The sequence below is a fragment of the Azonexus sp. GW821-FHT04F04 genome (assembly GCF_059420025.1).
Map to the genome: position 1 here is coordinate 331,476 of NZ_JBWKSX010000001.1, position 20,766 is coordinate 352,241.

Sequence of the window (20,766 nt, forward strand, 5' to 3'; positions counted from 1 at the left end):
CATGTGTCTCGGCATCCCCGTCCAGGTGGTTGAATGCGGCGAACATTTCGCCCGCTGCGCCGGCCGCAACGGCGAAGTGCGCGTCGACCTCAGTCTGGTCGGCCAGCAACTGCCGGGTACCTGGCTCATGACTTTTCTCGATGCAGCGCGCGAGGTAATCGACGCCGAGCGCGCCGCCGCCATCGACGCGGCGCTTGATGCACTTGATGCGGCACAAGCCGGCGCCACCGATTTTTCTGCCTTCTTCGCCGATCTCGATCGCGAACCCCAACTCCCCGATTTCCTGAGGACACAACAATCATGAGCCTCGAACTCAAAGCCGGCCCGACCTCGCTCGAAAGACTCGAAACGGCCATCAGCCGATTACTTCAAAAACACGGCTTTTTTCCGGTTGACCGTAGCAATCCCGAATTCCCGGCCGGTCTGACCGCCCTGCTCCTCACCGAAGACCCGCAACGCAATCTCGAAGTGCTCGATGCCTGCGTCATCCTGCCCGAAGCGCTCAAACCGGTCGGCAATCAAATCGCCCGTTGGGTCGCCGGCCCCGAGTTTTCCGCGCCGCTCATGCAGCAATACGGTGTGCCGCGCGCCCCGGCCGTCGTCTTCCTGCGGGACGGCCAGTTTGTCGGCGTCCTTAACGGCATCCGCGACTGGAACGAATACCAGAACGAAATCGCCCGCCTGCTCACCGGCCCGGCGCAACCCAAGCCGATCGGCATCCCCGTCCGCGCCGCCAGCACGCAAGGAGCCTGCGCATGAACCCGTCCACGATGCGTCCCTTCCCGATCTCCGTCGTCGCCATGGGCCCCGGCTCGCAGGGCGAAGAAGCGCCGGACTACCTGCCGATGCCGAAAGGCATGGAAACCTTCTCGCAGCCGCGCCTGCCGGACAACGTGGCGCCCGAGGTGGTCAATAGTGCAGCCAGCCTGGTTGGCGCCTATGTAGACGAGGCCGAGAAAGTCGGCTTTGCAGGCGGGGCCACGCTCAACCTGCGCGACCTCGACGCGACGATGCGCGACGTCATCAACCAGTCGATGGGCTTCGGCGAAGTCAGCGCCTTCACCACAGCACCGCAACACTGGCGGGTGCAGGAGACGGCTTTTTCCGGCATTTGGCGCGTACTGCAGGTGGCCGACGATGGCGCGATGGTCGTCGACCGTCTCGAAACCGGCGCCATCCCGGCTGCGCTGACCGACACCATGCTGGCCACGGCGACCGCCGATCTGCCGCCGCCCGACTACCCGGTCGGCTGCATGAACGCCCAGGCCCTGGTCGAAGAAATCCGCATGCAGGCCGCGACATGGCAACCCGGCGACGCGGCGCACATCATCAACCTGACCCTTTTGCCGGTCAGCGACGCCGACCTCGACACGCTCTACGGCTGGCTCGGCCACCGCGAAGTCTCCATCCTGTCGCGCGGTTACGGCAATTGCCGGATCACCAGTACGCGGCTGCACAACGTCTGGTGGGTGCAGTACTTCAACAGCATGGATGCGCTGATCCTCAACTCCATCGAAGTCATCGCCATGCCCGAAGTGGCGCTGGCGGCCGACGAGGATTTCACCGATTCCGTCGAGCGCCTGCGCGAATATCTCGACATGATGGTGGAGCCGGTCTAGTCTCCTCCTTCATGCGCTTCGAAGGTTCGTTTCTCAATGTCCAGCCGGGCGACCGGCTGGAATGCGGCATCTGCTGGTGGGTCTATGACCCGGAGCAGGGTGACGACGTGCGCGGCATTCCGCCGGGGACGCCGTTCGCTGATTTGCCCGACGACTGGTGTTGCCCTGGGTGCGATGCGCCGAAGCATAAATTCATGGTGACCGAATGAGCGCAAGATGAATGTCTGGACGACCGACCCGTCGTCCGCTCTGGTCGCCGCCTTCGCCACCATCGCCCGGACCCGGATGCACGATATCCCGATCTGCAACCCGAATCTGCAAGTCGAGGCCGTCGGTTTTCAGCAGCGTCCGGATGGCCACTGGGCTGGCGCGATGATCACGCCGTGGGCGATCAATCTGCTCTGCCTGCCCGGTCAGGCCGAAGACTGGCCGGCGCTGGCTGCCTGCGCCAAGCACGACTGGCATTTTCCGTCCGGCGACTATCAATTCACCGTGGCCGAGGAAGACAGCATCGGCATCTATCATCTCTGTTCGCTGTTCTCGCCGGCCCTCGAGTTTGAAAGCCATGAGGCGGCCCGCCTGACCGCGCTGGCTGCGGCGCACGCCTTGTTCGCCGACCCGCTGGCCGAGCCGCCGGCGGCCAAGGCGACCAGTCGTCGCGCCTTTCTCGGGTTGGGGCGATGAGCAGCAGTGCCGGCCTGCTCACCGTCAAGGCGCTTTTCCGGGAGCGCGCCTTGCACGACATTCGTGTCACCCTGACGCGCCCGCCGGTCACCCGCCTGTTCATCGGTCAGTTGCCCGATGCGGTGACCAAGACCGTGCCCTATTTGTTCACGCTGTGCGCCCATGCCCAGCGGACGGCCGCCGAGGCCGCCGTAACGGCCGCGCTGGGGGAGGCGCCGCGGGCTTTCGATAGCACCGAACTGTGGCTGGAAGTGCTGCATGAAAATTTCTGGCGCCTGCTGCTCGACTGGCCGCCAGCGCTCGGCCTGCGCCCGGAAAAAGAAGCCTTCATTGCCTGGCGCAACGCGCGGCAGGGTGGCGATTGTCTGGCGGTAACGCAAAATCTGTTGCACCAAAGCCTGCGCCCGATGGCTGAAAAATGCCTCGAAATGCTGGTTGACCGTAGCACCGACGAAGTGGCGCCGGATGATGGCGATCTGGAGATTCCGGCCGCCGCGCCGCTCGCCCCGCAGGCCTGGCTGGATTACTGGCAGGGCACCTCGGCGCAAATGCCGGCGCTGCCCGTGCCGACCTCGATTCGCGCGGTTTTTCTGGCGCGCCTGGCCGAAACGCTGGCGGCCGTCGATGCCTTGGCTGGCGGCGCCCCGTTTCCGGTGGCCAGTGCCGGCGAGGACGGCTGGGGCGTCGGGCAAACGCTGACGGCGCGCGGCGTGCTGACGCATGCCGTGCATGTGGTTGAGGGCAAGGTCGCCAACTACCGTGTGCAGGCGCCGACCGACAGTTTTTTTGCCGATGCCACGGCCCTGTCATCGCTGTTGGGTAATCTCCGCTTTGCCTCGCTCGATCAGGCCAGGCAGGGCTTGAACCGGGCCATACTGGCGCTCGATCCCTGTCTGCCCCATGTCGCGGAGGTGGTCGATGCATGAAATGTCGCTGGCCGAAGGCGTCATGCAAATTGTTGAGGACACGGCAAAGCGCGAGAACGCCAGGCGGGTGAAACTGGTCGTACTGGAAATCGGCCGCATGTCGTCGGTCGAGCCGGAGGCGATCAAGTTCTGTTTCGAGGCGGTAACGCACGGCAGCATCGCCCAGGGCGCCGCGCTGGAGATTGTTAGCGTGCCGGGCGCCGGCTGGTGCATGCTGTGTGCCGAAACGGTGCCGATGCAGGAACTCTACGGCGCCTGCCCGAAATGCGGCAGCCACCAGGTCCAGGCCACCGGCGGCACGGAAATGCGGGTCAAGGAAATAGAAATCGAGTAATCAGGAGACCGATATGTGTACAGTTTGCGGCTGCGGGGCAGGGGAAACGAAGATCGAGGGAGTGCACGCAAAACCCCACGAACACACCCACGTCCACGAGGATGGCACGGTGCATACCCACACCCACGATCACGGGCATGACCACGATCACGCCCACAGCCATGCCGCCGCGCTGGTTGGCGCCCATGCCCATAGTCATCACCACGGTGACGGCAGCGAACACAGCCACGACCATGTTCATTCGGGCGAGCACGCCCACAGCCATGGTGGCGAGCACCATCACCACGAACACGGCGTCGCCGGCGATCTCGACTACGGCACCGGCCCGGCCGGCGCCCACGTGCCGGGCATGTCGCAGGCCCGCATGGTGCAGATCGAGCAGGACATCCTGTCCAAGAACAACACCTACGCCGCGGCCAATCGGCAGAATTTCGACGAGCGCGGCATCTTCGCGCTCAACCTCGTCTCCAGCCCCGGTTCGGGCAAGACGACGCTGCTCTGCAAGACCATCGAACTGTTGAAAGACAAGGTCGCCATCAGCGTTGTCGAAGGCGACCAGCAGACCTCCAACGACGCCGAGCGCATCCGCGCCACCGGCGTTCAGGCGCTGCAGATCAACACCGGCAAGGGCTGCCACCTCGACGGCCACATGGTTGGTCACGCGCTGGAGCGCTTGCAGCCGGCCGATGAATCGCTGTTCCTCATCGAGAACGTCGGCAACCTCGTCTGCCCGGCCGCCTTCGACCTCGGCGAACACCACAAGGTCGCCATCCTCTCGGTCACCGAAGGCGAGGACAAGCCGCTCAAGTACCCGGACATGTTCGCCGCGGCCGACGTCATGCTGCTCAACAAGTGCGACCTGCTGCCCTACCTCGAATTCGACGCCGACCTGGCCGAAGCCAACGCCCGCCGGGTCAATCCCGACCTGACCATCTTCCGCGTCTCGGCAACCAGCGGGGATGGCCTGAGCGCCTGGCTGGACTGGATTCAATCGGGGCTGGAGGCACAGCGCGCCAAGCGTTCGGAATCGGTCGACGCGCTGAAGCGCCGGGTAGCCGAACTGGAGCGCCAGTTGGCGGCAAAGTAGGCCGCCGATGAGCGGCCGCCTGTTCCGTATTCGCGGTCTCGTCCAGGGGGTCGGCTTCCGGCCCTACGTCTGGCGGCTGGCCTGCGAACTCGGGCTGACCGGCTGGGTGCGCAACGATGGCGCCGGGGTGATTGCCACGGTCAACGGGAAAAACTGGCCAAAATTCAAATCCCGTTTGCCGCTCGAGGCGCCCCGTCTGGCGCGCATCGACAGCATCGAGGACGAAGCAGCCGAAGTGGGTTGCGAAGGCTTTGTCATCCTCGACAGCGAACCGGGCGAAGTCAAAACCGCTATCGGCCCCGACGCCGCGATCTGTCCCGAGTGCATCGGCGAAATCTGCGATCCGGCCAGCCGCCGCTGGCGCTACGCCTTCACCACCTGCACGCATTGCGGCCCGCGCTATACAGTCAGCCGTCGCATTCCCTACGACCGCGCGCAAACCAGCCTCGCCGCCTTTCCGCTCTGTGCGCCGTGCAACGACGAATACCTTGCCCCGGCCGACCGCCGATTCCACGCCGAAACGACCTGCTGCCCGGACTGCGGCCCGCAACTGAACTTGCTTTCAGCCGACGGACAGCCACTGTCTAGCGATCCCATTGCTGAAACCCTGCGCCTGCTGCGCGACGGCAAAATCGTCGCTATCAAGGGTCTCGGCGGTTTTCATCTCGCCTGCGACGCGCGCAACGCCGCGGCTGTCGCCGAGCTGCGCGAACGCAAGCAGCGCGAGGAAAAGCCCTTTGCCGTGATGGGCCTCAACGTCGCCTCGCTGGCCGAGTTTGCGCGGATTGGCGATGACGATCTGGCGTTGCTGCACAGCGTTGCCGCACCCATCGTCCTCTGCCCGAAGGGCGCCGCCGAACTGAAAGGCATCGCCCCCGGCCTCGCCTGGCTCGGCGCCATGCTGCCGACGACGCCGCTGCATTTGCTGCTCTGGCACGAAGCAGCCGGCCGCCCGGCCGGCATCGACTGGCTGGCCCAAACCAGTGACCTGCTGCTGGTCATGACCAGCGCCAACCCGCACGGCGAGCCGCTGGTCATCGGCAACGATGAAGCGCTTGTACGCCTGTCCGGCATTGCCGACGCCTACCTGCTGCACGACCGGGAAATCGTCATCCGTTGCGACGATTCCGTCGTCCGGGCAACGCCGGCCGGCCCGGCCTTCATCCGCCGCGCCCGCGGTTACGTGCCGGTGCCGATTGCGTTGGCCGATGACGGCCCGACCGTACTGGCGCTCGGCGGCTACCTCAAGAACACGATCTGCCTCATGAAAGGCCGCCAAGCCTTCCTCTCGCAGCACATCGGCGGCCTCGACAACGCGGCGGCCATCGGTTTTCTCGAAGAAACGGTCGAGCGTCTGCTGGCCATCCTCGATGTCCGGCCTGACTTTATCGCCCACGACCTGCACCCCGATTTCCCATCGACGCATCTGGCCGTTCGCCTGGCCGAAAAGCTCGCCATTCCGGCCATCGCCATCGGCCATCATCACGCCCATCTCGCCGCGATCTGCGCCGAACACGGCGTCAACGAGCCGATCATCGGTCTGGCGCTCGATGGCGTCGGCCTCGGCCCGGACGGTGGCGCGTGGGGCGGTGAGTTGCTGCATCTTGATGGCGCAAACTGCGAACGCCTCGGCCACCTCAGTCCGCTGGCCATGCCGGGCGGCGACCGCGCCGCCAAAGAGCCGTGGCGCATGGCCGTCTCTGCCCTGCACGGCGCCGGCTTCGGCTACCGCGTCGGCGGCTGGATCAAGCAGTATTACCCGAGCCGCGACCCCGGCCCGCTGCTCACCATGCTCGCCCGCAATCTACGCTGCCCGCCGACGACCAGCCTCGGCCGCTGGTTCGACGCCGCCGCCGGCCTGCTCGGCGTGCGCGATCTCATGCAATTCGAAGGTCAGGCAGCGATGGAGCTCGAAGGTCTGGCCGTCCAATACGGTCCGGTCGATCCTTTGCCCGGTGGCTATGCCTTGCTCGAAGACGGCACGATCCTCGATTTTTCGCCGATGTTGTCGCCTCTGATGGGCTGCAAGGACGATGCCGCCCACGGCGCCGCGCTGTTCCACGCTACCGTGGCGGCCGGTCTGGCCGATTGGGCGATTGCTACGGTCAACCGGAAAAAAGGCCCAAAATTGAAAGTCGCCATCGGCGGCGGCTGCGCCATGAACGCCGTGCTCATGACGGCGCTGCGCAGCCGTTTCGATGCGGCCGGCATCGAACTCCTCGAAGCCCGTCAGGCGCCGCCCAACGATGGCGGTCTGGCGCTTGGACAGGCCTGGATCGCCCGCCGTCTGGCGCTTGCCGACCGGCAGCCGAGCAGCGAAAATCGGTCAGAACAGATTTCGACAAAGGAAATGTCTTGAGCGATAAAGCGCCGACTTCGTGGCAGCTTGATCCGGCCAGTGCGTTGATGCAGCGCTCCGCCGCCTTGTCGGAAGGCTTGCCGGTCAATCCGGCGCTGACGGGCGAAGTCTGCTGGTGCGTTCAGGAGCGCGGCGACTGGCTGGCCGGCGTGATCGCGCCAGGCTTCGTCCGTATTTTTCTCCTGCCCGGGGGTGGCGAACTGTGGGGCGACATTCCACTCGGGCAGCAACGCTATCTGGCGCTTGGGAACATGGATTGGCGCTTCGTTGCGGCCCACGACCCGGAACTTGGCGACTATCAGTACGTCGACCTGGTGCAGCCGATCAGTCAGGTGCTGGGCATGGCGGCGGCCCGCCTTCTCGTCGGCGATGCCCGTTTGGCGCTCGGCCTTGGCGCCCACGTGGCCGTGGTTGGCGATGAACCGCGCCAGCCGGTCAGTCGGCGCGGCTTTCTGCGTGCCCTGAGCGGCCGGCGATGAACCGAATTTTGAGAGTTTGAGGAGCCGTCATGTGTCTGGCCATTCCTGCGCAAGTCGTTGAACTGCGCGACAACGACAACGCCCTGGTCGATCTGGCCGGGGTCAAGAAGGAAATCTCGCTAGCCCTGGTCGAGGGCGTGGCGGTGGGTGACTACGTGATCGTCCATGTCGGCTACGCGCTGAACAAGCTCGATCCGGAAGAGGCCGCCAAGACCTTGAAGCTGTTCGCCGAAATCGGCCAACTGCAGGGCGAGTTGGCACCCGGCGACGATCTGACCATCCACTGATGAAATACATCGACGAATTCCGCGACGGCGAGGTGGCCAAGGGGTTGGCCGAAGCCATCCGCCGCGAGGCGAACCCGGCGCGCAGCTACCATTTCATGGAATTCTGCGGCGGCCACACCCACGCCATTTCGCGCTACGGTGTTTCCGACCTGCTGCCGGCCAACGTCAAAATGATTCACGGCCCGGGTTGCCCGGTCTGCGTGCTGCCCATCGGCCGTGTCGATCAGGCGATCAGGCTGGCGCTCGAACAGGGGGTCACGCTGTGCACTTACGGCGACTGCCTGCGCGTGCCAGCCTCCGACAGCCTCTCGCTACTCAAGGCCAAGGCCCGCGGCGGCGACATCCGCATGGTTTATTCAAGCGCCGATGCCGTGACGCTGGCCCAGAAAAATCCGGACAAACAGGTCGTCTTCTTCGCCATCGGCTTCGAGACGACGACGCCGCCGACGGCCGTGGCGATCAAGCAGGCAGCCGCCCTCGACCTCAAGAATTTCTCGGTACTCTGCTGCCACGTGCTGACCCCATCGGCCATTTCGAGCATCCTCGAATCGCCGGAAGTCCGCCAGTGGGGCACCGTGCCACTCGACGGCTTCATCGGGCCAGCCCACGTGTCGACCATCATCGGCAGTCGGCCCTACGAATTTTTTGCCGAGGAATACCGCAAGCCGGTGGTCATCGCCGGCTTCGAGCCGCTCGACGTCATGCAGGCGATCAAGATGCTGGTTCGTCAGGTCAATGAAGGCCGCGCCGAGGTTGAAAACGAATTCTCGCGGGCTGTTGACCGGGATGGCAACAAGAAGGCGCAACAACTGGTCGCCGAAGTGTTCGAAATGCGGAAGAATTTCGAATGGCGCGGTTTGAACATCCTGCCCTACTCGGCGCTGCGCATTCGCAGCCAGTTCGCCGAATTTGATGCTGAAAAGCGCTTTCCGCTTGGTTATCAATCGGTGGCTGACCATAAGGCCTGCGAGTGCGGGGCGATTCTGCGCGGGGTCAAGCGGCCGCAAGACTGCAAGATTTTTGGGACGGTTTGTACGCCGGAGAATCCGGTGGGGTCTTGTATGGTGTCGTCGGAGGGGGCTTGTGCGGCGCACTATACGTACGGGCGGTATAAGGATGTGGCCTGAGGTGGGGGTTTTCCTTTTTAATTGGCATGGGGTTCCGCCTTGCTGGCGGGCGTACTTTCTTTTGCTTCGCCAAAAGAAAGTAGCCAAAGAAAAGGCGACCCCGGGGGCGGCGCCCTTCGGGTTCCTTGCGCTACTCGGCAGGCCGGGCGGCTTGCTAAACTCGCCTGCGGCTCAGACAACGCAAGCCGACTGCCCCCGGCCCGCCTGCGTTGCTCAGCGCCTTCCACGGGGGCCCCAAAGGCGTCCACGTTCAAACGTTGTGCCCCAAAAAACCGGTTTCCACGGTCAACCGGAAAAAACGGCCAAAAATGAAATCTGTTATTCAAGCACCCAAGCTCAAGTACAGGTCGTTTCACCGGGCCCCTTGAGAGGTGCCGAGCAACGCAGGGGCTGGCGGAAAAAGGGCGAGGACTGTCTGAGGGCGAAGCCCGAGTTCCGCAGCCCCCGCCAGCACCGAGTAGCGCAGGGAACCGGCGCAGCCGGCACCGACCCAGGGTCGCCTTCTTTTTGCTTACTTTTTCTTGGCGAAGCAAGAAAAAGTGAGACGCCCCGCAAGGGCGGAACCCAACGGTTCAGAAAACTATCGCCGCGTCAGGTGCGAAAAGCTGCGCCTCAGCTCCCTACAAGATCCTTTGATCCATCCCTATGACCGAAACCCGCAAAACCTACGTTCGTCCCCTCGACATCAAGCACGGCCAGGTCGACATGGCCCACGGCTCGGGCGGCCGGGCGATGGCGCAATTGATCGAGGAACTGTTCGCCAAATACCTCGGCAACGAATACCTGGCGCAGGGTGACGACGGTGCGCTGCTGCCAAACCCGGGCGAGGGAAAACTGGTCATGGCCACCGACTCGCACGTCGTTTCGCCGCTTTTCTTCCCCGGCGGCGATATCGGCTGCCTGTCGGTGCATGGCACGATCAACGACGTGGCCATGATGGGCGCCAAGCCGCTCTATCTTTCTGCCGGCTTCATCCTTGAAGAAGGCTTCAAGCTCGCCGATCTGGCGCGCATCGTGCAAAGCATGGCTGCTGCCGCCAAGGAGGCTGGGGTGCCGGTGGTGACCGGTGATACCAAGGTCGTCGAGCGCGGCAAGGGCGATGGCGTGTTCATTACGACGACGGGTGTCGGCGTCGTCCCACCGGGTCGGGAACTGTCCGGCCGTTATGCCAAAGCGGGCGATGTCATCCTGGTTTCCGGCACGCTGGGCGATCACGGCATGGCGATCATGGCCGAGCGCGAAAGCCTCGGTTTCGAGTCGCCCATCGTTTCCGACACGGCTGCGCTACATGGCCTGATTGAGGCGATGCGGGCCAGCGGCGCCGATATCCACGTCCTGCGCGACCCGACGCGGGGCGGACTGGCCACGACGCTCAATGAGATCGCCAAGCAATCCGGGGTTGGCATGATGCTGCAGGAAAAGGCGATACCGGTGACCCCGGCGGTCAACGCGGCCTGTGAGTTTTTGGGATTGGATCCGCTTTATGTCGCCAACGAGGGAAAATTGGTGGCGATCTGCGCTGAAGACGATGCCGAGAAGCTATTGACTGCGATGTGCGCCCACCCGCTCGGTGCGGCGGCGGCCATTGTCGGCAGGGTGCTTGAGGATGAGCACCATTTCGTCCAGATGACGACCGGCTTTGGTGGCCGTCGCATCGTGGACTGGCTGAGCGGCGAGCAATTGCCGCGGATTTGCTGAGACTGGTTTAGTGGCGCAGCGCGATCATTACCGACAGCACGTCGCCGACTTCGGAAATGACGAGTTCGCGGGCGTCGGCAAAATTGTCGGCATTGCGGATGTGGAACAGGTCACGACGACCGTCCGGATAGCGGATGGCGGCGACGTATTCCGGACGCGGCGCCCGGCTGACGGGAAGATCCCGAGGTTTGACTCGCTTTTGCTGTGTTTGCATTGTTGTTCTCCGATCCCATTTTTATTGATGTGCATCGTAGACAAAGCCAAGTGTCTGAAAAATATCGCGAAAGTTATAGAGATATGCGGCATGGGACGGTACTCCCCGCAAAGCCCCGTCCTGTCTCGTTTCATCTTGCTGACATGAATTGTAAAGAACTGTAAATCGTGCGAATTCTCTTCATTACCCATAGCTTCAACGGCCTGACCCAGCGACTTTATTGCGAACTTGTTACGCGCGGCCACGAAATCAGCATCGAATTTGACATTGCCGATGCGGTCAGCGAGGAGGCTGTGGCCCTGTTCCGGCCGGATTTGATCATCGCACCATTTTTGAAACGAGCGATTCCCGAGTCGATCTGGTCGCGCTATTGCTGCCTGATCGTTCATCCGGGGCCGGTTGGCGATCGCGGTCCGTCGGCGCTCGACTGGGCGATTCAGGGGGGCGCCAGGGAGTGGGGTGTCACAGTGTTACAGGCCGAGGCGGAGATGGATGCCGGGCCGGTCTGGGCGTCGGCGACCTTTCCGATGCGCCCGGCCCGGAAAGCCTCGATTTATCGCAACGAAGTGACCGAAGCAGCCGTCCAGGCGGTGCTTGCTGCGGTCAACCGGAATAAAGAGCCAAATTTCGAACCTGAAAGGGTGGCCGGACAAGCGCACGCCCTCATGCAACAGGCCGACCGCGCTATCGACTGGCAGAGCGAAACCAGCGCCGCCATTCTGGCCAGGCTCAATGCTGCCGATGGCTTTCCCGGCGTCGCCGATGAACTGTTCGGCCAGCCTTGTCACCTGTTCGATGTCTGGCCGGAAGCCTCGCTCAAGGGCGAGCCGGGCAGTCTGCTTGGCCGCCGCGAAACGGCAATTTGTCGAGCAACGGCTGACGGCTCGGTATGGATCGGCCACGTCAAGCCGGCTGGTGGCATCAAGCTGCCGACATCGCTGGCTTTTACGGAGGCTGCCGAGTTGCCGGAGTTGCCGCTAGACGGCGGCTACTGGAAATCGCCGATCCCGACCTGGCAGGACATCGCCTACGAGGAGGCCGAATGGAACGGAAATTCGGTCGGCTTCCTGAGCTTCGAGTTCTACAACGGTGCGATGAGTACCGGCCAATGTCGGCGCCTGACCGAAGCCTTTCAGTGGGCAACGACAAGGCCAACCAGGGTCATCGTTCTGCGCGGCGGGAGTGATTTCTGGTCGAACGGCATCCACCTCAACACCATAGAAGCCGCCGAAAGCCCGGCCGACGAGTCGTGGGCCAACATCAATGCCATCGACGATCTGGCCGAGGCCATCTTGCGCTGCGAAACGCAGTTGACCGTAGCTGCGGTCGGCGGCAATGCCGGAGCCGGCGGCTGCTTCCTGGCGCGGGCCGCCGATTACGTCTGGGCCCGCGACGGCGTCATGCTCAACCCGCATTACAAAAACATGGGCAACCTCTACGGCTCGGAATTCTGGACCTATCTGCTCCCGCCGCGCGTTGGCGACGAGGGGGCCAAGGCGATCATGCGCCACCGCCTGCCGATGACGGCGCCGGAAGCCGTCAAGCTCGGCTTCTACGACGCCTGCCTGCCCGGTCCCGGCTTCGCCGTCGATGTCGCCCGGCGCGCCGCCGAACTGGCCGCCGCCCCGGATTTCCCGGAAAAACTTGCCGCCAAGCAGGCCAAACGCCACGCCGACGAAGCCGCCAAGCCGCTGGCTGCTTACCGCGCCGAGGAATTGACCGAAATGCGCCGCAATTTCTACGGCTTCGATCCCTCGTACCACGTCGCGCGCTATCATTTCGTCTCCCGCTCGGCGCATTCGTGGACGCCGCGCCACCTTGCCCGCCACCGCGATCTCGACTGGAAAGTTCCGGCATGACCCTTCCGTCTTCTTCCCACAGCAGCCTGCGCCGCCTGCCGGCCATCCTCGTCGTCGACGACGAGGTACGTTCGCAGGAAGCACTGCGGCGGACGCTGGAAGAGGATTTCGAGGTGCTCTGCGCGTCGAGCGCCGACGAGGGCATGGAAGTTCTCCTGCGCGAGCAAGCCGTCCGCATCGTGCTCTGCGACCAGCGCATGCCGGGGACGACCGGCGTCCAGTTTCTCAAGGAAGTGCGCACGCGCTGGCCGGACATCGTGCGCATCATCCTTTCCGGCTATACCGACGCCGAGGACATCATCAGCGGCGTCAACGAGGCCGGCATCTGGCAATACCTGCTCAAGCCCTGGCAACCCGAGCAACTGCTGCTGACTTTGCAGCGCGCTGCCGAAGTCTGGCGTCTGCAACAGGAAAACCAGCGCCTGTCGCTCGATCTGCGCACCGCCGAGCCGGTGCTCAAACGGCAGGTCGATAGCAAGCAGGAAAAGGTTAAAAGCAACTTTGGTCTGGCCGGCCTGATCCGCGCTCCGGGCAGTCCGATCAATGCCGTCTGCGACATGGTCGGCCGTGTCGCACCGTTCGACCTGTCGGTCATGGTCACCGGCGAATCGGGTACCGGCAAGGAGATGATCGCCCGCGCCATCCACTACGAGAGCAGTCGGGCGAGCAAGGCGTTTATTACCGAAAACTGCGGCGCGCTGCCCGATAACCTACTCGAATCCGAGCTCTTCGGTTACAAGCGCGGTGCCTTCACCGGCGCTGTTGATGATCGGGTCGGACTGTTCCAGCAAGCCGACGGCGGCACTTTGTTCCTCGACGAAATCGGCGAAACCAGCCCGGCTTTCCAGGTCAAATTGCTGCGCGTGCTGCAGGAAGGCGAATTCCGCCCCCTCGGCAGCAATCGCCCGGTCCATGTCGACGTTCGCGTCATCGCCGCGACCAACCGGGATCTCGAAGACGATGTGCGTACCGGCCGTTTCCGCGAAGACCTCTATTACCGGCTGGCGACCATCGCCCTGCACGTGCCGCCCCTGCGCGACCGGCCAATGGATCTGCCGCTGCTGGCCAGTCGCCTGCTCGCCAGCAGCTGCCATGCGCTCGCCAAGCCGGTCGAAGGTTTCACCAACGAGGCGCTCGCCAGCATCGCCGCCTACCGCTGGCCGGGCAATGTGCGCGAACTGCAAAACGAAATCCTGCGCATGGTTGCGCTGTCCACGACGCCGCTACTGGGTGCTGATCTGCTCTCGCCGCGCGTGCTGCGCAGCCCGGTTGGTGAGTATGGCGACACCCGTCCGGGTGACGAGCCGGCCTGGGCCGCCGGCTTGAGCGGCGGTCTCAAGGAGCGCATGGACCAGCTCGAAATGCATGTCCTCAAAGAAGCGATGAGTCGCCATCGCTGGAACAAATCGCGGGCGGCGCGGGAGTTGGGCTTGTCGCGCGTCGGTCTGCGCGCCAAGCTGGTCCGTCACGGGCTGGAGCAAGCCGAATGAAAGTGCTCTGGCTGCAGAGCGGCGGTTGCGGCGGTTGCACGCAGTCGATGCTTTGCTCCGAGCCGCGTTCGCTGTTCGACGAACTGGGTGATGCCGGCATCGAATTTCTCTGGCACCCGGCCCTCTCGGTCGAGAGTGGAGAGGAAGCGCTCGCTATTCTGGAAGACTGTGCCGAAGGCCGGCTCGCCTTCGACGCCCTGTGCATCGAAGGGGCCATGCTGCGCGGCCCGAACGGCACCGGCAAATTCCACCTGATGGCCGGCAGCGGCCGGCCGCTGACCGAATGGGTCGCCCGTCTGGCCCGCCACGCCAAATGGGTTTTCGCCATCGGCTCGTGCACGGCCTACGGCGGCTTTTCGGCCAATACGCCTGGCAATCCCCTTGAAGCCTGCGGCTTGCAGTTCGACGAGCAGACGCCGGGCGGCTTGCTCGGCGCCGGCTTCCAGTCGTCGGCCGCCTTGCCGGTGATCAACATTGCCGGTTGCCCGACGCATCCCGGCTGGGTTGTGGACACGCTGGAAAAGGCCGCGCTGGAGGGCCTGAGCCCGGAAGACCTCGACGAATTCGGGAGACCGCTGCTTTACGCCGGTGGCTTGGTTCATCACGGCTGCGCCCGCAACGAGTTTTACGAATTCAAGGCCAGCGCCATGAAGCAATCCGACCTCGGCTGCCTCATGGAAAATCTCGGCTGCAAGGGCACCCAGGCGCACGCCGACTGCAACCTGCGCTCGTGGAACGGCAGCGGATCGTGTCTGCGCGGCGGCTTTGCCTGCATCGCCTGCACCGAACCGGGTTTCGAATCGCCCGGCCACGCTTTCCAGGAAACACCCAAACTGGCCGGCATCCCGATCGGCCTGCCGACCGACATGCCGAAAGCCTGGTTTGTCGCGCTCGCCGCGCTGTCCAAGTCGGCGACGCCGAAACGCGTGCGCAACAATGCCGTCGAGGATCACCCGGTCGTCATGCCGGCCGTTCGCAAGAAAGGCGGCGGCAAGTGACGCGCATCGTCGTGGGGCCGTTCAACCGCGTTGAAGGCGATCTCGAAGTCAGCCTTGATGTCGAGGCCGGTCTCATCCAGTCGGCGCGGGTCAATTCGCCGCTCTTCCGCGGTTTCGAGCAGATCATGATCGGCCGGGCGCCGCTCGACGCGCTGGCCATCGTGCCGCGCATCTGCGGCATCTGTTCGGTTGCTCAGTCGGCGGCGGCAGCCTCGGCGCTGGCCGAGGCGATGGGTATCGTTCCCACGGTCAACGGGAAAATATCACGAAATTTGATATGTGCCACCGAAAACCTGGCCGATCACTTGACGCATTTCTACCTCTTCTTCATGCCCGATTTTGCCCGCCCGGCCTATGCCGACCGGCCCTGGCACGGTGCCGTGGCGAAGCGGTTCACAGCGGTTACCGGCGACGCTGCCGCCGAAGTGTTGCCAGCCCGCGCCGGCTTTCTCCGCCTCATGGGCTTTCTCGCCGGCCGCTGGCCGCACACGCTGGCCATCCAGCCCGGTGGCAGCACGCGGGCGATCACGGCTGGTGAACGTATCCGCCTGCTCGCCTTGCTTCGCGAGTTCCGCGGCTTTGTCGAAAAACGCCTGTTTGGCGACTCGCTGGCCGCTGTCGCCCAACTGGCCAGCAAGGACCAGCTACTCGCCTGGGCCGACGGGCGGGTCGGCGATTTGCCTGCCTTTCTGCACGCCGCCAGCGACCTCGGTCTCGATAAACTCGGCCGCGCCTACGACGCCTTCCTGTCCTACGGCGCTTACGATTTGTTCCCGGCCGGCACCTGGCAGGCCGGGCAGGCGGCAGCTTTCGACCCGGTCGCCATCGACGAAGACACCACCAGCGCCTGGCTGGCAGCCGGCCAAGCACGCCACCCGGCGCAGGGCGAAACCATCGTCGATGCCAACAAGCCCGATGCCTACACCTGGTGCAAGGCGCCGCGCTACGCTGGCCAGCCCTACGAAGTCGGTGCCTTGGCTCGCCAGGTCATCGCCGGTCACCCGCTGGCCCTTGATCTGGTGCAGCGCGACGGCGCCAGCGTCATGGCCCGCGTCGTCGCCCGCCTGCTCGAACTGGCCCTCGTCCTGCCGGCCATGGAAGGCTGGGTGAATGCCCTGCAGCCCGGCGAACCGTTCTGTGCCCACGGTGACATGCCCGATGACGCCACCGGCACCGGCCTCGTCGAAGCCGCCCGCGGCAGCCTCGGCCACTGGCTGGGCATCCGGCGCGGCCGCATCGAGCGCTACCAGATCATCGCCCCAACCACCTGGAACTTTTCACCGCGCGATGCTTCCAATCAGCCCGGCCCGCTTGAACAGGCGCTTGTCGGCCTGCCGGCCGGCGATGCCGCGCCACCGACCGTACAGCACGTCGTCCGCTCTTTCGATCCCTGCATGGTGTGCACCGTGCATTAGCCTCGAGCAGTTCCTGAATGTCGTGCCAGGAAAATGGTTTGACGGTTATTGTCCAAAATCAACTCAGCCGCCAAGCGGTTTTAAGAGTGACAATGCGGCGATGAATCAGACTTGGAACAGGTAAATCCCATCCCCCGAATGAATCTCAGCAGAGTTTCCAAAAGCCTTGTTACCCGAATGATTTTGTTCGGAGTGTTGCTTGTCGTTTCCGGGGCTTTGGCGCGTTTTTTCTTTCTTGGCAAGTTTTTGCGCGAGGATGTGATTGAGGTTGTTTCTGCTCAGCAAATCGCTCTGGCCAAAGCTGTTGCCAGGGATGTCGATCATCAATTGACAACGCGCTGGAACACCCTGAATCGTCTTGGAGAAAGCTTACCGCTCGAGATGGTGAAGCAGCCTGAGCGGTTGACCGACTGGCTGGCGGAACGTCACCGGATCAATCCTGTGTTTTTGCCGGGATTGCTGGTGGCCGACAGACAAGGGATCATCATCGCCGACTTTCCTCCGATTCCCGGGCGAAGAGGTGCGTCAATTGCCGACAATCCCGACTTTGCCCGAGCCCTCACCGGGAATGCCGGCATCGGCAAGCCGCAATTCGGCGCTTTTGCCAAAAAACCGGTTTTGCCCATGGGCATGGCGTTGAAGGACAAAGACGGTGTTGTCCAGGCGGTCCTTGTCGGCGTCAGCGCGCTCGATACTCCCGGTTTTCTCGGGCCCATCTTTACCGGAAAAATAGGTCATACCGGCGGGTATTTGCTGATCTCGCCGCAGGATGGTCTTTTCGTCGCGGCCGGCGATCCCGACCTCGTGTTGAAAAAAACGCCACCGCTCGGTGTCAACCTTTTGCATGATCGCGCCATGCAGGGGTTTCGCGGCGCTGGGATAACAATCAATGTGAAAGGCACCGAGGAGCTGGCGGCGGTGGCTGACGTGCCGAGCACCGGTTGGTTTGTCGTGGCCAGGATGCCGACCGCCGAAGCGTTCGAGGCAGTGACGCGAGCCCAGGAGAGGATCGTCAAATACGGGATTCTCGCCGTCATTTTTGTTTGCGTCGTCATCGGTCTGGTGTTCAGAGTTCTGCTACGCCCGCTTTTTTCGGCTGCCGACCTGGCCGAACGCATGACCCAGGGTGAGCTTCCGTTGACGCCATTGCCGGTGGTTCGGGACGACGAGGTCGGCCATCTCACCGGCGCCTTCAATCGCTTGCTGGAGAAATTGTCGACAACCCAGGCGGCACTGGAGCGCATGGCTCATCATGACCCGCTGACCGGCCTGCTCAATCGCAACCTGCTGAACGACCGGATGCTGCAAGCCTTTGCCCGGGCCAAGCGCAACGGGACGAAAGTCGCTGTGCTGTTTCTCGATCTGGACGGTTTCAAGCCGATCAACGACGAACTGGGACACGAATATGGCGATGCAGCGCTGGTCGAGGTGGCGCGACGCCTGTCCGGGCTGGTTCGCCAGAGCGATACCCTGGCGCGCGTCGGGGGCGACGAGTTCGTGTTTGTCATCGTCGATCTGGGCGGCAACGGCGACGAGGTGGTGAAAAAAATCGCCGCCAAATGCATCGAAGTAATTTCCAAACCGATCGAGCTGCAAAATGCCGCGCATTCGCTGGGCGTCTCGATCGGGATCGCCATGAGCGATGGCTTGAGCGACCCGGGGCAGCTTCTCAAGGCGGCAGATCTGGCCATGTACGTTGCCAAAAAGAATGGACGCAGCTGCTATGCCATGGCGCCCGAATCGCTCCCTTCCGAAGGAAAAGCATGACCACGCTTCAGACAACGCTCTCCAGCAGTTTCAACCGATTTTTCGAGTCGGAAAAATCGAGCGGCATCGTCCTGATCTTCTGCACGATCCTGTCGCTGCTTGTCGCCAATTCGGCCTTCGGGCCGGCCTATCTTGATTTCTGGCACATCAAAGTGGCCGGGCTCAGCCTGGAACACTGGGCCAACGATGCGCTGATGGCGGTGTTTTTCCTGTTTGTCGGTCTGGAACTGGAGCGTGAACTGTATGTCGGCGAGTTGTCGAATTTCCGCAAGGCGCTGCTGCCGATCATCGCTGCGGCGGGGGGCATCGTCGTCCCGGCGGGGATTCACTACGCCCTCAATGCCGATATGCCAACGCAGGCCGGGGCGGGTATTCCGATGGCCACCGATATCGCTTTTGCGCTCGGCGTGCTGGCTCTGCTCGGCAGTCGGGTGCCGGCTTCGCTCAAGGTTTTTCTGACGGCGCTGGCGGTCATGGACGATCTGGGGGCCATTGTCGTCATCGCCATTTTCTATACGACGCAGTTTTCGCCCGCTTACCTGCTGGCGGCGTTCGCTGTCTTTGGCGTGCTGATCATCCTCAATCGCCTGCGCGTCATGTCGCTGCTGCCTTATTTGCTGGGCGGGGTGCTGATGTGGTTCCTGATGCTCAAATCCGGGGTGCACGCGACCATAGCCGGCGTTCTGCTGGCGTTCGCCATTCCTTTTTCGGGCGATCGCGATGACGAGTCGTCGCCCTCGCATCACCTCGAACACCTGCTGTCCAAGCCCGTCGCCTTTGTTGTTCTGCCCATTTTTGCGCTGGCCAATACCGGAATCGTCATCTCGGCAGGTTGGCAGCAGGAACTGTTGTCGAGCAACAGCCTGGGCATTCTGGGCGGCCTCGTCCTTGGCAAGCCGCTGGGCATTTTCCTGGCCAGTCTGCTCGCCGTGGCGGTCGGGGTCTGTGCCCTGCCCGGCGACCTCAAGCGCCGTCACATCCTGGGGGCTGGCCTGCTGGGCGGCATCGGCTTCACGATGTCCATTTTCATCACCAACCTGGCTTTCCACGACAGCGCGAGCCTCATTAATTCGTCGAAAATGGCCATCCTGGTGGCGTCGCTGGCGGCGGGCGGGCTCGGCTTTGTCTGGCTCCGGTATTTCAGCCCGGCGTCCCGAGCATGAATCAGTAAAAACGGCGGGTAGCGCCCACCAGATTGCATCGGCGATTTGATCTTCTGACCACTGCGGAGGCATGCCTATGCGTATAAAGATCGGGGATTTCCGGTGCAAAGCCTCAAGCACTTGGGAGTACACTGCGCGGTTTGCATTTGCCTGGTCGGGATTCGAATGAAGATACTGTTGGTAGACGATTCGCGAGCGATTGCCATGGTCATGCGGGCTCGACTCGAATCGTTCGGCTACGAAGTCAAACATGCGATCAGCGGCGAGATTGCACTTGAGTTCTTTCTGGCGGAAACCTTCGATCTGATCCTGATGGATATCGAGATGCCAGGCATGAACGGGTTTGAGGTGACGACCCGGATTCGCGCCCAGGAAGGCATGGAGCCTTGGGCCTGGACGCCGATTATTTTCGTGACTGCGACCGATACCGATACCAATCTGGTGACGGCCATCGAAGCGGGGGGCGACGACTTCATCTCGAAAACCGTTCCGGAAAATGTCCTGCAGGCCAAGATGAAAGCCATGTCGCGGATCGCCGCCTTGCGCGCCCGCCTGTGCCTGGCCAACGGCAAACTTCAGGATCAGGCCAATCGCGACGGCTTGACTGGCTTGCTCAATCGCCGTGCCATGGACATGCAGCTCGACATCGCCTGGGAACAAGCCCGGCAATCGGCCAAGCCGTTCAGTCTGTTGATGATCGACGTCGATAATTTCAAGAAATATAACGACCACTACGGCCACCAGGCCGGCGACGATTGTTTGATAGCGGTTGCTGCCTGCCTCGGCGAACAGATTCAACTGATCAACGACGACCGGACGGCGCCGGGGGCGTTTGTCGCCCGTTACGGTGGCGAGGAGTTTGCCGTGATCATTCCAGACGCCGCGCCGGGCGTGCACGCCGGTGTGGCGGCCAGCCTGATCGAGGCGGTCGCCGGCTTGGGTATTCCTCATGAAAAGAACGGGGCCTATGGCATCGTTACCATTTCCCTCGGTGCCGCCTGCTTCCCGCACGCCATGGGCCAAATCAAGACGCTCTTCCGCCTTGCCGACGACCTGCTTTACAAAGCCAAGGACGCCGGACGCAACCGGGCCGAAGTGGCCTGAGGAAAGCTGCTGCCGGGCGGGTAATATTTCAAATTCAGGCCTTTTTTCCGGTTGACCGTGGCATCCCACGGTCAACCGGAAAAAATGGCCAAAATTGAAAACCCGTGGCGACGCCTCTACCGAGCGGCGAACGTGGTATCGGACCCATGCATTTGG

At 63.2% G+C, this 20,766-nt stretch carries 21 protein-coding genes; 20 read left to right on the plus strand and 1 reads right to left on the minus strand.

The window, feature by feature from the left end:
* Position 1 precedes the first annotated feature (1 nt).
* From AC07TV_RS01615 to hypE, 13 genes are all read left to right on the plus strand, one after another.
* Positions 2 to 304, plus strand: coding sequence for a HypC/HybG/HupF family hydrogenase formation chaperone (locus AC07TV_RS01615; protein WP_494646649.1), 303 nt, complete (start codon positions 2 to 4; stop codon positions 302 to 304).
* Positions 301 to 759: a hypothetical protein gene (locus AC07TV_RS01620; RefSeq protein WP_494646650.1), complete on the plus strand. Its 459-nt coding sequence runs from the start codon at positions 301 to 303 to the stop codon at positions 757 to 759. Before AC07TV_RS01615 ends, AC07TV_RS01620 begins: the two co-directional genes overlap by 4 nt.
* Positions 756 to 1,619 carry a hydrogenase expression/formation protein gene (locus AC07TV_RS01625; RefSeq protein ID WP_494646651.1) on the plus strand — a complete coding sequence of 288 codons (864 nt, stop codon included), beginning with the start codon at positions 756 to 758 and terminating at the stop codon, positions 1,617 to 1,619. The genes AC07TV_RS01620 and AC07TV_RS01625 overlap by 4 nt, the downstream gene beginning before the upstream one ends.
* An 11-nt stretch (positions 1,620 to 1,630) precedes the next feature.
* Positions 1,631 to 1,828 carry a rubredoxin gene (locus tag AC07TV_RS01630; RefSeq protein ID WP_226402793.1) on the plus strand — a complete coding sequence of 66 codons (198 nt, stop codon included), beginning with the start codon at positions 1,631 to 1,633 and terminating at the stop codon, positions 1,826 to 1,828.
* A 7-nt stretch (positions 1,829 to 1,835) separates the two neighbouring features.
* Positions 1,836 to 2,303: a [NiFe]-hydrogenase assembly chaperone HybE gene (hybE, locus tag AC07TV_RS01635; RefSeq protein WP_494646652.1), complete on the plus strand. Its 468-nt coding sequence runs from the start codon at positions 1,836 to 1,838 to the stop codon at positions 2,301 to 2,303.
* Positions 2,300 to 3,229: a hypothetical protein gene (locus AC07TV_RS01640; RefSeq protein ID WP_494646653.1), complete on the plus strand. Its 930-nt coding sequence runs from the start codon at positions 2,300 to 2,302 to the stop codon at positions 3,227 to 3,229. Before hybE (AC07TV_RS01635) ends, AC07TV_RS01640 begins: the two co-directional genes overlap by 4 nt.
* A complete protein-coding gene (hypA, locus tag AC07TV_RS01645) occupies positions 3,222 to 3,563 on the plus strand; it encodes a hydrogenase maturation nickel metallochaperone HypA (protein ID WP_494646654.1) in 342 nt (113 codons plus the stop codon). The genes AC07TV_RS01640 and hypA overlap by 8 nt, the downstream gene beginning before the upstream one ends.
* A gap of 13 nt (positions 3,564 to 3,576) precedes the next feature.
* Complete coding sequence (gene hypB, locus AC07TV_RS01650) at positions 3,577 to 4,650, plus strand: hydrogenase nickel incorporation protein HypB (protein ID WP_494646655.1); 1,074 nt, start codon at positions 3,577 to 3,579, stop codon at positions 4,648 to 4,650.
* Positions 4,651 to 4,657: 7 nt separating this feature from the next.
* Positions 4,658 to 7,009, plus strand: coding sequence for a carbamoyltransferase HypF (gene hypF, locus AC07TV_RS01655; protein WP_494646656.1), 2,352 nt, complete (start codon positions 4,658 to 4,660; stop codon positions 7,007 to 7,009).
* Positions 7,006 to 7,488 (plus strand): [NiFe]-hydrogenase assembly chaperone HybE, encoded by a 483-nt coding sequence (hybE, locus tag AC07TV_RS01660; protein ID WP_494646657.1) that lies wholly within the window; start codon positions 7,006 to 7,008, stop codon positions 7,486 to 7,488. The genes hypF and hybE (AC07TV_RS01660) overlap by 4 nt, the downstream gene beginning before the upstream one ends.
* Positions 7,489 to 7,517: 29 nt before the next feature.
* Complete coding sequence (locus AC07TV_RS01665; protein ID WP_494646658.1) at positions 7,518 to 7,775, plus strand: HypC/HybG/HupF family hydrogenase formation chaperone; 258 nt, start codon at positions 7,518 to 7,520, stop codon at positions 7,773 to 7,775.
* The gene (gene hypD / locus AC07TV_RS01670) at positions 7,775 to 8,902 is read left to right on the plus strand and encodes a hydrogenase formation protein HypD (RefSeq protein ID WP_494646659.1); all 1,128 of its coding nucleotides are present in this window, start codon (positions 7,775 to 7,777) and stop codon (positions 8,900 to 8,902) included. Before AC07TV_RS01665 ends, hypD begins: the two co-directional genes overlap by 1 nt.
* A gap of 645 nt (positions 8,903 to 9,547) precedes the next feature.
* The gene (gene hypE / locus AC07TV_RS01675; protein WP_494646660.1) at positions 9,548 to 10,600 is read left to right on the plus strand and encodes a hydrogenase expression/formation protein HypE; all 1,053 of its coding nucleotides are present in this window, start codon (positions 9,548 to 9,550) and stop codon (positions 10,598 to 10,600) included.
* 7 nt (positions 10,601 to 10,607) lie between these two features.
* Here hypE and AC07TV_RS01680 read toward each other — a convergent pair whose 3' ends face one another.
* Complete coding sequence (locus AC07TV_RS01680) at positions 10,608 to 10,814, minus strand: hypothetical protein (RefSeq protein ID WP_494646661.1); 207 nt, start codon at positions 10,812 to 10,814, stop codon at positions 10,608 to 10,610.
* 167 nt (positions 10,815 to 10,981) lie between these two features.
* Between AC07TV_RS01680 and AC07TV_RS01685 the strand changes: the two genes are divergently transcribed.
* The 7 genes from AC07TV_RS01685 (at position 10,982) to AC07TV_RS01715 (ending at position 20,610) form a co-directional block, all read left to right on the plus strand.
* Positions 10,982 to 12,673, plus strand: a complete 1,692-nt coding sequence (locus AC07TV_RS01685) for a hydrogenase maturation protein (RefSeq protein WP_494646662.1) — start codon at positions 10,982 to 10,984, stop codon at positions 12,671 to 12,673.
* Positions 12,670 to 14,163 carry a sigma-54-dependent transcriptional regulator gene (locus AC07TV_RS01690; RefSeq protein ID WP_494646663.1) on the plus strand — a complete coding sequence of 498 codons (1,494 nt, stop codon included), beginning with the start codon at positions 12,670 to 12,672 and terminating at the stop codon, positions 14,161 to 14,163. The genes AC07TV_RS01685 and AC07TV_RS01690 overlap by 4 nt, the downstream gene beginning before the upstream one ends.
* The gene (locus tag AC07TV_RS01695) at positions 14,160 to 15,161 is read left to right on the plus strand and encodes an NADH-quinone oxidoreductase subunit B family protein (protein ID WP_494646664.1); all 1,002 of its coding nucleotides are present in this window, start codon (positions 14,160 to 14,162) and stop codon (positions 15,159 to 15,161) included. The genes AC07TV_RS01690 and AC07TV_RS01695 overlap by 4 nt, the downstream gene beginning before the upstream one ends.
* Entirely contained in the window at positions 15,158 to 16,576 is a 1,419-nt protein-coding gene (locus AC07TV_RS01700) for a nickel-dependent hydrogenase large subunit (RefSeq protein ID WP_494646665.1), read from the plus strand. The genes AC07TV_RS01695 and AC07TV_RS01700 overlap by 4 nt, the downstream gene beginning before the upstream one ends.
* A 177-nt stretch (positions 16,577 to 16,753) precedes the next feature.
* Positions 16,754 to 18,343, plus strand: coding sequence for a HAMP domain-containing protein (locus AC07TV_RS01705; RefSeq protein WP_494646666.1), 1,590 nt, complete (start codon positions 16,754 to 16,756; stop codon positions 18,341 to 18,343).
* Complete coding sequence (gene nhaA, locus AC07TV_RS01710; protein WP_494646667.1) at positions 18,340 to 19,506, plus strand: Na+/H+ antiporter NhaA; 1,167 nt, start codon at positions 18,340 to 18,342, stop codon at positions 19,504 to 19,506. Before AC07TV_RS01705 ends, nhaA begins: the two co-directional genes overlap by 4 nt.
* 165 nt (positions 19,507 to 19,671) lie before the next feature.
* A complete protein-coding gene (locus AC07TV_RS01715) occupies positions 19,672 to 20,610 on the plus strand; it encodes a GGDEF domain-containing response regulator (RefSeq protein WP_494646668.1) in 939 nt (312 codons plus the stop codon).
* The last annotated feature ends 156 nt before the right edge of the window (positions 20,611 to 20,766 follow it).